This is a genomic window from Actinoplanes sp. NPDC051411 (genome assembly GCF_040682075.1).
GTDB lineage: Bacteria > Actinomycetota > Actinomycetes > Mycobacteriales > Micromonosporaceae > Actinoplanes.
Genome location: NZ_JBFBAD010000006.1, coordinates 88,618 through 101,379, shown reverse-complemented (window position 1 = coordinate 101,379; position 12,762 = coordinate 88,618). Strand labels below are relative to the sequence as shown.

Genomic DNA, 12,762 nt, shown 5'->3' with positions numbered 1-12,762 from the left:
CGGCAGGACCGGTCCGGGGAGGAGATGCCGATGGTGGACGGCTCGAACGACGACGTCGTGATCGTCATCGGATCGTTTGAAGGGTCCGCGGTCGACGCATGGGGACGGGCGATAGCCGAGGCGGTGGCATTGCAGTCACCGCGCCTCGTGATCGATCTGCGGCACTGCCCGGTCGTGGACGCCGCCGGGATCGCGGTCCTCCTGCAGGCCCATCGGGCCATGATGCACGCCGGGGGACGCATGGTGCTGCGGACGCCCACCGATCGGGTGCGTCGCACGCTGCGCCTGGCCGGACTCGTCCAGGTATTCGAGATCGAACAATCGGACGGCGTCGGGACGGAGACGGCATGATCGAGCCGAGCATCTTTGATGACGGCGTTGTCGTCCGGGTGGACGGCGATATCGAGGCATCGCCGGTATCACGTCTGCGTGACGTGTTGTCCTGGGCCGCGGATCATCACAGCGGCGTCCTCGTCGATCTTGCGGATGTGTCCACCATAAGTCCGGCCGCCCTCGGTGTGCTGCTGATCCGGGCCCATACCCGGTCGCGATCTCGGGGCGGCGTGTTGTGCCTGGTGGCGCCATCGCGTTATGTGCTGACCGTATTGCACACCATGCACGTCGACGGAGTGTTCCCGACATTCGCGGACCAGGCGGTGGCCTTCTCCTGGTTGCGTCATGGTGACCTCAATTCGACGCCGGGCTTGGAGCAGGTCTTGGCCTCGACGACGAGCTGACGACGTGCGTCTTTCCGGACCGCCGCCCGACGGTGACGACGATCTCGTCGACGACTGGGATGACCCCGACGAACAACTGGTCGACCGAACGGCCCAAACACTGCTTGGCGATCCTCGTCTCTCCGGGCGGCTCCTGCATGTCATGGTGCACAACATGCGCGAATCCGCGCTGAGGGAGATGAAGGTCAACGAGGTCAGTGGCCGGCCGTCCGAAGAGGGAACGGCATCGCCGTCGGCCGACAGCGAGGAGGAAGTCGTCGACACCATCTCTGAAGCGTGCCGATCGATCGATCCCCTTAATCGGTAGGTCCTTGCGGCACTCAGCCGAGACGAACGCCCTCCCTTCTCGGCCGCCGTCTCGCGACGTGGGCGGCCGGGGGAGGACGCGGACCGCCGAAAAGGCGAGTGGAATGATGTACATGTGCACCAAAAAATTTGGAAGTGGCTCCATGGCAGTACAGCCGGCCTACAGGCGCTCGCGGTGGTGGTCGGCCTGGGATCGGGACTGGGCGCGGCGGCGTTTCGCTGGCTGATCATGACTGCGACCCGGCTGTTCACCGGTCACGACGACTATTCGGCGGCGGCCGGCGCAGCGAACCCCCACCTGCCGGGGCTCGGCCGCTGGTTCGTGCTGTTCATGCCAGTGGTGGCCGGGTTCGTCTACGGGCCGCTGGTCTACCGCTTCGCGCGTGAGGCGCGGGGGCATGGCGTACCGGAGGTGATGTATGCCGTCGCGGAACGCGGCGGCCGGATCCGCCCGCAAGTTGCCGTGGTCAAGGCGCTGGCCAGTGCGTTGTGTATCGGCGGCGGAGGCTCGGTGGGCCGCGAGGGCCCGATCGTGCAGATCGGCTCGGCTCTCGGCTCGAGCCTCGGCCAGCTGGTGCGTTTGCCCGAGTCGCGGCTGCGGATCTTGGTGGCCTGCGGCGCGGCCGGTGGGATCGCGGCGACGTTCAACACGCCGATCGCCGGGGTGTTCTTCGCATTGGAGCTGATCCTGGCCGATTTCGCGGTTGAGTCGTTCGCCGCGGTGGTGCTGGCCGCGGTCGCGGCGTCGGCGCTGAGCCGAGCGGTCTTCGGCGATCACCCGTTTCTGACGCTACCGACCTTCACGATCGGGTCGATGGGCGAGTACGTGGCGTACGCCGTTCTCGGTCTGCTGGCCGCCGGTGTCGGAGTCGGCTGGTCGCGCGCCCTCTACTTCATCGAGGATCTCTGCGACCGGCTCTGGCGCGGACCGGAGTGGCTGCGGCCCGCGGCCGGTGGCCTGTTGCTCGGCGGAATCCTGCTGGCTCTGCCCCAGATGTACGGCGTCGGGTACCCCGTGCTGGGCCGGGCCGTCGGCGGCGGCTACGCGATCGGGTTCGTCCTGCTGCTGCTGGTCGGCAAAATCTTCGCGACCAGCCTCACGATCGGCATCGGCGGTTCGGGCGGCGTGTTCGCCCCCTCGCTGTTCGTGGGCGCGATGCTGGGTGAGGCGTTCGGCCTTCTGCTGCACTCCGCGGACCCTGCGCTGGCGCCGTCGCCGGGAGCGTTCGCGCTGATCGGTATGGGTGCCGTCTTCGCCGGGGCGGCCCGAACCCCGATCACCGCCGTGCTCATCATGTTCGAGCTGACCGGCGAGTACCGGATCATCCTGCCGCTGATGCTGGCGATCGCCCTCGCCGCCGGCGTGTCCAAGCTGATCAGCCGGGACACCATCTACACCCGGAAGCTGCTGCGTCGCGGTATCGATCTGCAGGCTCCCGACCGGGCTCTGGCCCGGATCCCGGTGGCCGCCGCGGCCGGCTCGCTCCCGGCGCCGTTGAGGCCTGGCGCCACGCTGACCGATCTGGCCGCCCGGTTCGCCATGGACGGCAGTACCGCGTTGCCCGTGGTGGACGACACCGGTCGCCTGCTCGGCGTGGTGCCGGCGCTGGAGGTCGAACGGGCGGTCCAGGACGCCGCCGAAGAAGTGACCGCCGCCGACCTGGCCCACGTCGTGCCGGTCCTCACCGGCGACGAATCGCTGGAGGACGCGCTCGCCGAGCTGACCCGTCACGGCGGCGCCGGGCTCCCGGTCGGGTCCGGTGGTGTCGCGTCCGGATGGCTGACCCACCGTGACCTGTTACGCGCGGCGGTCGGAGGCAGGCAGCGGATATAGACGGACTGCCGCTCTCGGAGGTCGGACGCGGAGACCACGACCTGCTGGCCGATCGGGTGCAGCCGAAGCGGCGGCGTCGACGCGTCGACGCGCGGAACGCACCGTGAGTTCAGCGGCTTTCACGAATCTCTGGCTCGCCTCCGCTGCCGGCGTCTCGGCTTGGTCGTCGCGGCGCAGGCGCTGCTGTTTTGTCGGTCGGATCTCTGTCGACCGGACTTCCCGGCGCACCTGCGGTCGAGCCTACACACGCGTGGCGTTAGGTGCAGGATTGAACCTATATGTCGCCACTGGCGGCCCACGGGATCAGCCCGTACGACGGACGTGCCACAGTAGGCCGGTGACATCAGAGACGACGTTGTCGGCGGGCGAGGACGAGGTGGTCGGAGCGCTGTTGGCGCTCAGCCGTGCTTTCGTGGGTGTTGCGGCCCGCTCGCTCGGTGGTCTGGACGAGGACGTGACGCTGCCGCAGTTCCGTACCCTGGTCGTGCTGGTCTCGCGCGGCCCGCAACGGGTGGTCGATCTGGCCCAGGAGCTGACCGTCACGTCCTCGACGGCGGTGCGCATGTGTAATCGCCTGGTTCGTAAGGGCTTGGTCGCGCGCCAGGAACGCCCGGACGATCGGCGCGCCGCCTGGATCACTCTGACACCGGCTGGCCGGGCGCTGGTCGGTGAGGTGTGCGTCGCCGGCGTGAGGCTCTGTCGGAGGTGATCGCCGAGTTGGCTCTTACCCGTCCGCTGGCGTTCGCCTCGGTCCTCAACGCCTTGGTCGAGGCGGTTGGTGAGTTGCCGGATCCGCAGTGGTGGCAGCAGTGGGAGACCTCTTCCTCTTCGTGAACATGTGCACGGCTGTACCGCAAGGGGCTGCGAGGATCACCGAGGCTTGCGCTTCGGGATGCCATCGGCGGTTTCCGCGACGATGACACCGATGGCCCCGAAGAACAGCGGGGCGAGCAGTGCGGCGGGCATCGAGGACGGCGTCCCCAGGAGGTCGGATGCGGCCGTGCCCAGCACTGCAGCGGCGATGCCGACGATCGTCGTCAACCACCAGGCAAGCCTTGTTCGTGCCGGGCGAACGGCCCGTGCGACCAATCCGACAAGCAGGCCGACGGCGGCCGCCAGCAAGAGATTCGTCATTGTCGGCGCGCTTCCCTCATTCGTAGAATGCTATGCGTCGCCGGCAAGATCTCGCCGTGCCGGTCACTCCGACGGCGACGTTTCGATATCCCGGTTCGGCGGGCGAGGACGCGGTCGAACCCGGGGGTGGACTGTCGCCATGCCGCCCGTGCGCTTTCGCCTCGGGGTAGCGACGATCGAGTGAGATGTGGTCAGTGAGCATCGCTGACCATGGTCGGTCGTGAATGCCGCGGACCATCGGCAGTCCCGTGACGGTTGAACAACGTCTGCATATGTCAACCTCCAGCGCGGCCACCGAGCCTGCGTGCAGCTTGTTTCGAGCGGTGTCATCCCGTCGTCATGTGAGCTGCTTCCCCTGTCCGCCGACACGCCGTGGGCGCCGGACTGCTGCACGGGTAGCGCCGGCCTGCTGGCGGGCTCGGTCGGTTGCGCTTCCACGTCGGGTTGGCGGCGTGCCCACACATGCCGAACCGGCGCTCGTGCAGGCATGTCAGTGCTCGTGGTCGCCGGAACCACCTGTCGCATTCGGACCTCGACGTCAGGGGAGCGACCGCGAGCGATGCCGACGGCATCGCAACCCTGTTCGACGACGTGTACGGCGGCGGCTATCCGGCTGTTGAATGCGCGACGCGTACGGATTCCTCTACCCGATCGTCGGCGAGGTTCACTCGGCCACCCGCAGCCCGGTGATCCGCCGGCTGGTCGACCAGGCCAACGTCTCCGTCCTGGGTTACATGCAGGTCCTCGAGAACACCGGACTGGTGCAGTACCAGAAGCTGGCAGCAGCGGCGATCCCGCCAGCGCAGGATCTCCGCGATGGGCATGGCCCAGGCCAACGCCGGCATCTCACCGCCGGCCTCACCAGCATTGCTGTGGCTGCTCGCGATCGGGGCATCGGCGATCGCGGCGTTCACCGCCGTCCGTATCCGGCGCGCCCGGCGGTCGGCGGCCGACCCGCGCAACGTGGGCCGCCGGGCGTAGGCGTATGCCGGTCGCAGGGGTGAGGATCGCCCCACAGGTCCGGTCGTACCTGGAGGGAGGGGGTAAAACCGGCCCGTCACGCAGCTGTCAAATCGCTGCCGAGCCGTCGCCGCGTCGCCCGGTAAAGGCTGCAGCCGACTCACCGTATCGGCGACCGGCGACGACATCCGGCGACCGGTCCCGCGCGGTCCGCGTGGTGACGGTGCCCTCGGGCGGGTGTACCGCCGTTTGGACCTCAACGGCGCCGCTGCGGCCGAATCACCCGGCCGGCTTCTCGGCGTGGCCGCCGAATTGCTGCCGCATGGCCGACAGCGTCTGGCTGGCGAAGTGGTCGAGGCCGCGCGAACTGAACCGCGAGGTGAGCGCGGTCAGCAGGACCGGTGCGGGCACGCCTTCCTCGATTGCGGCGATCGCGGTCCAGCGGCCCTCCCCGGAGTCGGACACGCGCCCGGAGTACTCGTGCAGATCCGGTGACTCCAGCAGAGCAGCGGCGGTGAGATCAAGCAGCCAGGAGGAGACGACGCTGCCGCGGCGCCACACCTCGGCTACAGCGGGGATGTCGAGGTTGTAGCGGTAGTACTCGGGCTGGGCCAGCGGTGCGGTCTCGGCGTCGGCCTGTTGCTCGGTGTTGCCGATACCGGCGTTGCGCAGGATGTTGAGACCCTCGGCGTAGGCGGCCATCATGCCGTATTCGATGCCGTTGTGGACCATCTTGACGAAATGCCCCGCGCCGGCCGGGCCGCAGTGCAGGTAGCCGTACTCGGCCTGGGCCGGCTCCGACCCCTGGCCGGGAGTGCGCGGTGCGGCGTCGACACCGGGAGCGATCGCCTGGAACAGCGGTGACAGCCGCTGCACGGTGGGAGCGTCCCCGCCGATCATGAGACAGTAGCCCCGCTCACGTCCCCAGACACCGCCGCTCGTACCGGCGTCGAGGTAGTGGATTCCTTTCTCGGAGAGCGCGGCGGCGCGGGCGATGTCGTCGCGGTAGTAGGAGTTGCCACCGTCGATGACCATGTCGCCCCGCTCGAGTCGTGCCGCCAGGGCGGTGACGACGGCCTCGGTGGGCGCGCCCGCGGGCACCATGATCCATACGGCTCGTGGCTGTTCGAGCTTGTCTACCAGGTCGTCGAGCGACTTGCAGCCGACCGCGCCTTCACGGGCGAGTTCCTCGACGGCGGTGGAGTCGGTGTCGAAGACGACACACTGGTGGCCGGCGGCCATCAGACGGCGTACGAGGTTGGCGCCCATGCGCCCGAGCCCCACCATTGCCAGTTGCATTGTCGTGTCCCCTCGATCGCGTGGTCGTGAGATCAGGCTTACCCAGTACGGCCGGGGCAAACGCCGATGGCCGGATCACCGCCTGGCGACGCGCTACGACGTTGCTCACCTCACCACACTGCCGTGCTTTTCCTCTGAGCACGCTGGACCGTCCCAGGCCAGGGCCAGAGTGAGTCGGCTGCGGGCGGCCGGGTCGTCGAGTGCCGGCCCGAACGCGTCGTGCAGCTGGGTCATGCGGTAGCGGACGGTCTGCGGGTGGATGTGCAGTTCGGCGGCGACCGCCTGCCGGTCGCCCATGTGCCGCAGCCAGGCGCCGAGCGTCTCGCCGAGACGTTCCCGCTGGGTCGGGCCGAGCACGGCGAGCGGTGCGAGGGCCTGTTCGCGCAACGCCTGCAGCAGCGTGGCGTCGCGGTGCACGATCAGCGCGTCGAGGTGGTCCTCGACGAACACCACGTCGTCGGTCAGGATGCCGGACGCCCGCAGCCGCGCGGACAGCTCGGCGAACTGCACGCTCACCGGCAGCTGCTCGACCGGCACCGGATGGCCGACGACCGCGGCCGTGCCGGCCAGCAGGGTCGTCAGCCGCTGCCGGCGCCCGGGGCGCACCGGGTCGGGGACGATCGCGCCGAGCAGCGTGCGCCGCCGGATCAGCAGGCAGGAGCGGTCGAGCCGGTTGAGCACGTCGTGGCCCATCGGATTGTGGACTGAGAGCAGGATGACCGCCGCCTCGCGGGGGACGGTCCAGCCGGCGCGGGCGGCGGCGGCGCGTACGGCCACACTGTTGGACCGGTCGGAGAGCAGCAGCTCGACCAGTTCGTCGCGCAGCATTTCCCGCTCGGCCACGCTCTGCGACTGTTCCATGACATAGCCGTGGGCGGACGCCGAGGACAGCTGGTCGACGAACGCGAACACGCCCTCGGCCAACGCGGCCAGCGTCTGCGGCTCGACCTCGGCCTGCAGCGCGGCACCGGAGACGTATCGCCACGCGACCCGCGCGCCGACCTGATAGGCCGAGAGCAGCGTGGAGATCTCGCGGCCCTCGCGCCACTGCACGCGCCCGATCTCCTGGAACAGCTCCAGCCGATTGCCGACCGGGCCCTGCCGCGGACGGTTGACGCCGTGCTCGACCGTGTCGATGAGCCAGAGCATGAAGGCCTCGGCGGCGCCGGTGACCTCGGCCTGCTCCTCGGCCAGGAACTCGGCGTAGTCCGGCCACCCGGTGGTCAGCATGACCCGGACCTCGTCGAGCATGTCCGGCAGTCGTTCGAGCAGCAGCGCCAACATCGCCCGTTGCTGCGTCGAAGTCTCAACCTGCGAAGTCACTGCCGCCGCCTACCCGGCGACCTGCGCCCTATTCGCGCCGGGTCCCGTCTTTGCCCGCGTGTTGCCGGGGACCGTCGTGTCCGCGACTCCTCTGCGCGCGGGCCTTCCGCTTTCGAGGCGCGACCGGGCCTTCTGCGATCGGCCACCTGGCGTTTTGGCGGCCCTCAGTGCGGCTTTTCGGCGCCGAGATCGCATTGGAGTTCGCGAAGCCACGGGACGTCTATCCGTCGTAGGTGTGGTGGCCCGGAGTCCCGGGCGTGTACGGTCCGCCGCCGGCGGAGCCGATCCTTTCCCGCCTGCACGGTGCGGGAACGTCGGGATCGGCCGCGTCGGCGGGAGCGGGAACGCCGTCCGGGTTGTCCGGTGAGGAGGCAGGGGCCTCCTCACCGGGCACCCCGCGGTCGCGTAGGTCAGGTTCTCGATCTTGATCCTGTTCCACGTGCGGCCTCCCCGCCGGTCAATGCCGAGCCGTCGTGCCACGTCGGCCGAGGAGCCAAGCCAACGCCACGGCGGCGACCGTCAGCAGGAAGGCCGGCTTGGCGGCTTTCGATGTCAGCTTGTTCAGTCCGGCCTTCGGATCGACGACCGTCCCGGCAGCCGAACTGGCGAGACCGGTCGCCTTGTTGCCGATGACGTCCAGGGCTTTCTGCTTGTTCATGACGAACCTCCTCTGATGCGCAAACCCCCGAATCGGCCGGTGGTCAGCGGCGCCTGCCTACCCGAAACCCCGGTCGTCAACCAATCTCCGGGTCCTGAGGCCAGGATTCACGGTGTGGGTCCGTCGTTGCGATTACAGGTCGCGTGATCGTGAACAAGAAAGATCGAACCTGTCACGCGAGTGCAGACGTGCTGATTGCTGATCGTCATAGACCCGGGGAACGGTCGGTGGTGTCGAGTCATGGCGCCGTCCAACGGCGCAGAGTGGAAGGGGACAGACGATGAGCCTGCTGATCAACACCCACCGGATTCCCGAACAAGCGATGACGATTGCCATCGAGCCGCAGGGGGCGATCGGGCCGGAGGACGCGTCTCTGCTGAGCGATCGGTTCATCATGGTGCTCGCCGCCACGGAGCCGGACCGCATCGTGGTTGATCTCAGCGCGGTGCCGGCGATCTCGGACGCGGGACTCGAGGCTCTGCAGTCCGGCTGCCGCAAGGCCACTGCCAATGACGCCACCGTGGTGGTCGTCGATGCCGCGCCGCAGGTGGAGCAGCAGCTTCGGCGCCACGGTCTCAACGGCTTGGTCGGTGGCGGCCACGCCTCGGATGGCCGGTGAACACTGCGGGGTAAAAGGAGGTACCCGGGCTATGAGCGAGCCGCTTGGCGGCGTGTGGCGCGACGAACGCTCGTTGCCGCTGTCGGAGCTTACCCGGGCGATGGCGAGTAACGCCCAGGATGGGCAGATCGATGATCTGACCGGCGAGGACGCCGGCGCTGAGCGCGAGTACGGACACGGCGCGCACGCCGAGGACCGCGCCATCGAGCAGGGGGAGGGGAGAGATCCCCGTCCGACATCCGAGGCAGGCAGTAGCCTGCGCCCGTCGCCGGACGGCACATCGCCCTTCGGCCGCTCAGGACCGAACTGAAGCCTCCAGCACCCGACCGGACGACGAGCGTCACGAGGAGGAAGTCGCCTGGCTCCTCGCCATCCTTGTTGTACGGGCGGGGACCGCCGCGGCTGGATGCTGCTGGCGGTCTCTGGCAGGCGATCTCCCTTGGATGATCTACTTCGACACGCCGCCCCCACGTGACGCTCAACAAGCGCTCGGAGCAACACCCCACATGGCGTCAGTCCAGGGGCATGGTTCCGGGCGCTCGTGACGGGCTGGCGTACGGTGAGGGCAGGTGTGCCGGGAAGCCTGGTCGGCAGTGGTGTTCCGCTGTCTCTCCGGGAGGCTCTGACGGTCCTTGCCGTGCGCACCGAGGGTTTGTCGAAGCGGTACGGGAGAGTGCTCGCCCTCGATCACCTCGACCTGGCTGTGCGGCCGGGTGAAGTGTTCGGACTGTTGGGCCCGAACGGAGCGGGCAAGTCCACCACGATTCGGTTGTTGCTCGGCCTGGCCCGGCCGACGGCCGGCCGGGCGTGGATCTTCGAGACCGGCGCCGGTGACGTCTCGGCGTCTCATCTGTTGCTGGCCTACGTGCCGGCCGAGGTGGCGTTGTGGCCGCGGCTGAACGGTGCCGAGATCCCGGACTGCGGCGACTGCATCACAGCGAGGTGCGGGTGTCGTTCGCCGGTGTGGCACCGGATCTGTCCGGCGTCCCCGGCGTTGACGGGGTCGACGTCCTCGGCCCGGACCGGGTGCGGTTCCGGCTGTCTGGACCGCCGGGGCCGGCGTTGAGCGTATTGGCGGCAGCGGATGTCCACACGGTCGCGATCCGGGAGCCGAGTCTCGAGGAGATCTTCCTCGGCTACTACGGGCAGGCCGTGCGATGACCGGCCCGGCTGGCCGCGCGGTCAGGGGCCCGGGGGAGGCTGTCGCTCGGGGCGGCATTGGCCGGGGCGCTGAATGTGTTGCCGGTCGTGGCGTTGTGCCTCGGGACCTCCGTGCTCGCGATGGGTTTCGCCCCGCGATCCGTACCGGTGCTCGGCGCACTACCGGCGGTCGGCGGCTTCCTGCTACTGGTCCTCGGACAAAGCGTCTCGGCTCCGGACTGGGTGCTGAACCTGTCGCCGTACCGTCACCTTGGGGCCGTCCCCGACGCCGCCCCGGACTGGTCCGGGACGGTGGGCATGCTGACCGCCGCCGCGGTGCTTCTGCTCTCGGGACTGTTCGGCTACCGGCGCCGAGACCTCGACGAAAGCAGCCGATGAGGCGGAACGGCCGCGGCATGCGATGCCGCGGCCGGCCGGCGACTTTTCTCGCGGGGGACGAGCGCAGCCGTGCACGGCCGCGGCATCTGAAGCCCATGCTTCCCGGTCGATTGAACCGGATGGCCGCGAATCTATGACAGTCGCACGACAGTCAGCCGGGACCGAGCCTGGCCGACGTCCCTTGCGCCGGCCACCGATCTCGCTCACGGAACCACGCGAGGGCCGACGAGCGGCCGGCGAAGGTCGGGAAGGCCTGGTCGAGCTGTACGGTCCGCAGCACGGTGACGACGAAGGGCGGGGGTTCGACCAGGCACAGCACGCCGTCACGACTGCGGGCACGCCGGCGAGCACGGAGCAGCACGGCGAGGCCGACCGGATCGATCATGAACGATTCCTTTCCGTCGTCTCGGCACCTTCCACCTCGAACACTTCCTCGACTCGAGCCACCCGCAGCATCCGGCGGACCCGGTCGCCCGGGCGGCGCAGGACGAGGCGGCCGCCGGCCTGCACCATCGCCCGGTGCGCCTGGAGGAGAATCGCGATGGCGGCCGCGCCTACGGTCGGGGTGTCGCCCAGGTCGATGATCAGCCGCCGGGGCTGCAGCGCCACCGCCTCGGTCATCACCACGCCCCATCGATCCACCTCGGGGCCCTCGAACGCCCCGCTGATCACGACGACCGTCTCCGACCTCGCCTCGTCCGGCACCGGAATCCTCCTCCTCTGGGGCCAGCCGTTTCCGCCTAATACGGTCTCGGCACTGTGTGGCGGCTGTTCCGCGGCCGTACGACGGTTCCGTGACAGACGACGGAGGCAGGGTTTCATTCGCGTATGCCGGACCGCCGACGGGGGCGTCCCCGCCGCGGCCAGGTCGGTGGTTTCCGCGGAAGTGCGCCGTGGATCGGAGGATCTTCGCAGGGATTCGTCGTTCGTACTGATCGATAGCGCCCGGGACTACATCTGGTAGACGTCGGGGACGTTGTCGCGATCACGGTCGACCCGCTCGGCCGCACGCAAACGTCGATAGGTGCGGTTGCGTACTCGGAGGACTGCCGCCGCCAGGGCGGCCGCCGCCAGCGAACCCGCGAGTACCGCGATCTTGACGTGACCGTCGCGTTCACTGCCGAGACCGAAGGCAAGTTCGCCGATGAGCAGAGACACTGTGAACCCGATGCCGCCGAGCAGCGCCAGGCCCACCACGTCGATCCAGGCCAGCCCGGAGTCGAGTTGGCCGCGCGTGAACCGCGCCGTGAGCCAGGTCGCTGCCACGATCCCCACCGGCTTCCCGACGACCAGGCCCGCCATGATGCCGACCACGACCGGGTCGGTCAACGCGGAGCCGAGTCCGTCGAAACCGCCGATCGTGACCCCCGCCGACAGGAATGCGAAGATCGGCACCGCCATCCCCGCCGAGAGCGGCCGGAACCGGTGCTCGAGATGCTCAGCCAAGCCCGGTCCGTGCGCATCGGGGCCGCGCAGCACCGGAACGGCGAAGCCCAGGAGAACACCCGCCACGGTGGCGTGCACCCCGGAGGCGTGCATCAGCGCCCACGTGGCGAACGCCAACGGCATCAGCAGCCACCAGTTGCGCACCTGTCGCTGGACCAACAGCGTGAACACCCCGAGCGGCGCCAACGACGCCAGCAGCGGCCACACCGACAGATGGGCGGTGTAGAACACCGCGATGATCAGAATCGCCAGCAGATCGTCGACGACAGCCAAGGTAAGCAGGAACGTTCGCAGCGCGGTCGGCAGGCTGCGGCCGACCACCGCGAGCACGGCCAGTGCGAATGCGATGTCCGTGGCGGTCGGCACCGCCCAGCCCTCGGTCGCCTCACCCGAGTTGACGACTACATAGAGGATCGCCGGCACAGCCACCCCGCCGATCGCGGCCGCGACCGGAACGGCGGCGCGACGTGGATCCCGCAGATCACCGGCGACGAACTCGCGCTTGAGTTCGAGCCCCGCGACGAAGAAGAAGATAGCCAGCAGGCCGTCGGCCGCCCACTTCGCCAGGGAGAGGTGGAGGTGAAGCGCCCCGGGGCCGACGGTGAACCCGAGCAGCGCTTCATAGTGCTGCGACCACGGCGAATTGGCCCAGATGAGCGCGACCAGAGCCCCGGCGAGGAGCAGCGCTCCACCTATGGTCTCCTCGCGCAACACTTCAGCAATTCGTCGCGCTTCGGGCCAAGACCCCCGGTCGAAGATTCGATAGATCCGTTTAGGTCTCTGTGTCACAAGAGGCGTCTCTTCCGGGAGTCGGGTCATCATGTTGCCGACCAGACTTCCCGGCGCACCGTTGCCCACTCTACCGGCTGCTGCAGCTGTCAGCGATGTGGTGCCGCTGCGTGCGGGC

18 protein-coding genes and 1 pseudogene are annotated in these 12,762 nt (G+C 69.0%); 12 read left to right on the top strand and 7 right to left on the bottom strand.

The features are described from left to right. Window positions 1–30: 30 nt before the first annotated feature. From AB0M88_RS05175 to AB0M88_RS05150, 6 genes are all read left to right on the top strand, one after another. On the top strand, window positions 31–351 hold the full coding sequence (locus AB0M88_RS05175; protein ID WP_364095595.1) for an STAS domain-containing protein: 321 nt from the start codon (window positions 31–33) through the stop codon (window positions 349–351). Then, window positions 348–737, top strand: coding sequence for an STAS domain-containing protein (locus tag AB0M88_RS05170; RefSeq protein ID WP_364095592.1), 390 nt, complete (start codon window positions 348–350; stop codon window positions 735–737). Before AB0M88_RS05175 ends, AB0M88_RS05170 begins: the two co-directional genes overlap by 4 nt. 4 nt (window positions 738–741) lie before the next feature. After that, the gene (locus tag AB0M88_RS05165) at window positions 742–1,044 is read left to right on the top strand and encodes a hypothetical protein (RefSeq protein WP_364095589.1); all 303 of its coding nucleotides are present in this window, start codon (window positions 742–744) and stop codon (window positions 1,042–1,044) included. A 228-nt stretch (window positions 1,045–1,272) separates the two neighbouring features. Further along, window positions 1,273–2,877 carry a chloride channel protein gene (locus tag AB0M88_RS05160; RefSeq protein ID WP_364095587.1) on the top strand — a complete coding sequence of 535 codons (1,605 nt, stop codon included), beginning with the start codon at window positions 1,273–1,275 and terminating at the stop codon, window positions 2,875–2,877. Between the two features lie 337 nt (window positions 2,878–3,214). Next, a complete protein-coding gene (locus tag AB0M88_RS05155; protein WP_364095585.1) occupies window positions 3,215–3,586 on the top strand; it encodes a MarR family transcriptional regulator in 372 nt (123 codons plus the stop codon). Beyond that, window positions 3,583–3,711, top strand: a complete 129-nt coding sequence (locus tag AB0M88_RS05150) for a hypothetical protein (protein ID WP_364095582.1) — start codon at window positions 3,583–3,585, stop codon at window positions 3,709–3,711. The genes AB0M88_RS05155 and AB0M88_RS05150 overlap by 4 nt, the downstream gene beginning before the upstream one ends. 36 nt (window positions 3,712–3,747) lie before the next feature. Here AB0M88_RS05150 and AB0M88_RS05145 read toward each other — a convergent pair whose 3' ends face one another. Continuing rightward, complete coding sequence (locus AB0M88_RS05145; RefSeq protein WP_364095579.1) at window positions 3,748–4,011, bottom strand: hypothetical protein; 264 nt, start codon at window positions 4,009–4,011, stop codon at window positions 3,748–3,750. A gap of 620 nt (window positions 4,012–4,631) precedes the next feature. Here AB0M88_RS05145 and AB0M88_RS05140 point away from each other — a divergent pair. Next, window positions 4,632–5,015: a hypothetical protein gene (locus tag AB0M88_RS05140; protein ID WP_364095576.1), complete on the top strand. Its 384-nt coding sequence runs from the start codon at window positions 4,632–4,634 to the stop codon at window positions 5,013–5,015. A 235-nt stretch (window positions 5,016–5,250) separates the two neighbouring features. Here AB0M88_RS05140 and gnd read toward each other — a convergent pair whose 3' ends face one another. The 3 genes from gnd to AB0M88_RS05125 all read right to left on the bottom strand — a co-directional run bounded on the left by gnd (window position 5,251) and on the right by AB0M88_RS05125 (window position 8,251). After that, entirely contained in the window at window positions 5,251–6,270 is a 1,020-nt protein-coding gene (gene gnd / locus AB0M88_RS05135; RefSeq protein ID WP_364095574.1) for a phosphogluconate dehydrogenase (NAD(+)-dependent, decarboxylating), read from the bottom strand. A 105-nt stretch (window positions 6,271–6,375) separates the two neighbouring features. Further along, window positions 6,376–7,593: a helix-turn-helix domain-containing protein gene (locus AB0M88_RS05130; RefSeq protein WP_364095572.1), complete on the bottom strand. Its 1,218-nt coding sequence runs from the start codon at window positions 7,591–7,593 to the stop codon at window positions 6,376–6,378. A 457-nt stretch (window positions 7,594–8,050) separates the two neighbouring features. Then, on the bottom strand, window positions 8,051–8,251 hold the full coding sequence (locus AB0M88_RS05125; RefSeq protein ID WP_364095569.1) for a hypothetical protein: 201 nt from the start codon (window positions 8,249–8,251) through the stop codon (window positions 8,051–8,053). 280 nt (window positions 8,252–8,531) lie between these two features. Between AB0M88_RS05125 and AB0M88_RS05120 the strand changes: the two genes are divergently transcribed. The 5 genes and pseudogenes from AB0M88_RS05120 to AB0M88_RS05100 all read left to right on the top strand — a co-directional run bounded on the left by AB0M88_RS05120 (window position 8,532) and on the right by AB0M88_RS05100 (window position 10,409). Then, window positions 8,532–8,870, top strand: a complete 339-nt coding sequence (locus tag AB0M88_RS05120; protein ID WP_364095566.1) for an STAS domain-containing protein — start codon at window positions 8,532–8,534, stop codon at window positions 8,868–8,870. Window positions 8,871–8,901: 31 nt separating this feature from the next. Continuing rightward, window positions 8,902–9,180, top strand: a complete 279-nt coding sequence (locus AB0M88_RS05115; RefSeq protein WP_364095564.1) for a hypothetical protein — start codon at window positions 8,902–8,904, stop codon at window positions 9,178–9,180. A gap of 231 nt (window positions 9,181–9,411) precedes the next feature. Next, window positions 9,412–9,717, top strand: a pseudogene (locus tag AB0M88_RS05110) (ATP-binding cassette domain-containing protein); the annotation flags it as partial. Window positions 9,718–9,755: 38 nt separating this feature from the next. After that, a complete protein-coding gene (locus tag AB0M88_RS05105) occupies window positions 9,756–10,031 on the top strand; it encodes a hypothetical protein (RefSeq protein ID WP_364095752.1) in 276 nt (91 codons plus the stop codon). A gap of 75 nt (window positions 10,032–10,106) precedes the next feature. Beyond that, the gene (locus AB0M88_RS05100) at window positions 10,107–10,409 is read left to right on the top strand and encodes a hypothetical protein (RefSeq protein WP_364095561.1); all 303 of its coding nucleotides are present in this window, start codon (window positions 10,107–10,109) and stop codon (window positions 10,407–10,409) included. A 151-nt stretch (window positions 10,410–10,560) separates the two neighbouring features. Here the strand turns inward: AB0M88_RS05100 and AB0M88_RS05095 are convergent, their stop codons facing one another. The 3 genes from AB0M88_RS05095 to nhaA all read right to left on the bottom strand — a co-directional run bounded on the left by AB0M88_RS05095 (window position 10,561) and on the right by nhaA (window position 12,674). Further along, the gene (locus AB0M88_RS05095) at window positions 10,561–10,794 is read right to left on the bottom strand and encodes an STAS domain-containing protein (RefSeq protein WP_364095558.1); all 234 of its coding nucleotides are present in this window, start codon (window positions 10,792–10,794) and stop codon (window positions 10,561–10,563) included. Beyond that, the gene (locus tag AB0M88_RS05090; RefSeq protein ID WP_364095555.1) at window positions 10,791–11,114 is read right to left on the bottom strand and encodes an STAS domain-containing protein; all 324 of its coding nucleotides are present in this window, start codon (window positions 11,112–11,114) and stop codon (window positions 10,791–10,793) included. The genes AB0M88_RS05095 and AB0M88_RS05090 overlap by 4 nt, the downstream gene beginning before the upstream one ends. 246 nt (window positions 11,115–11,360) lie before the next feature. Further along, window positions 11,361–12,674 carry a Na+/H+ antiporter NhaA gene (gene nhaA / locus AB0M88_RS05085; RefSeq protein WP_364095746.1) on the bottom strand — a complete coding sequence of 438 codons (1,314 nt, stop codon included), beginning with the start codon at window positions 12,672–12,674 and terminating at the stop codon, window positions 11,361–11,363. Between the last annotated feature and the right edge of the window lie 88 nt (window positions 12,675–12,762).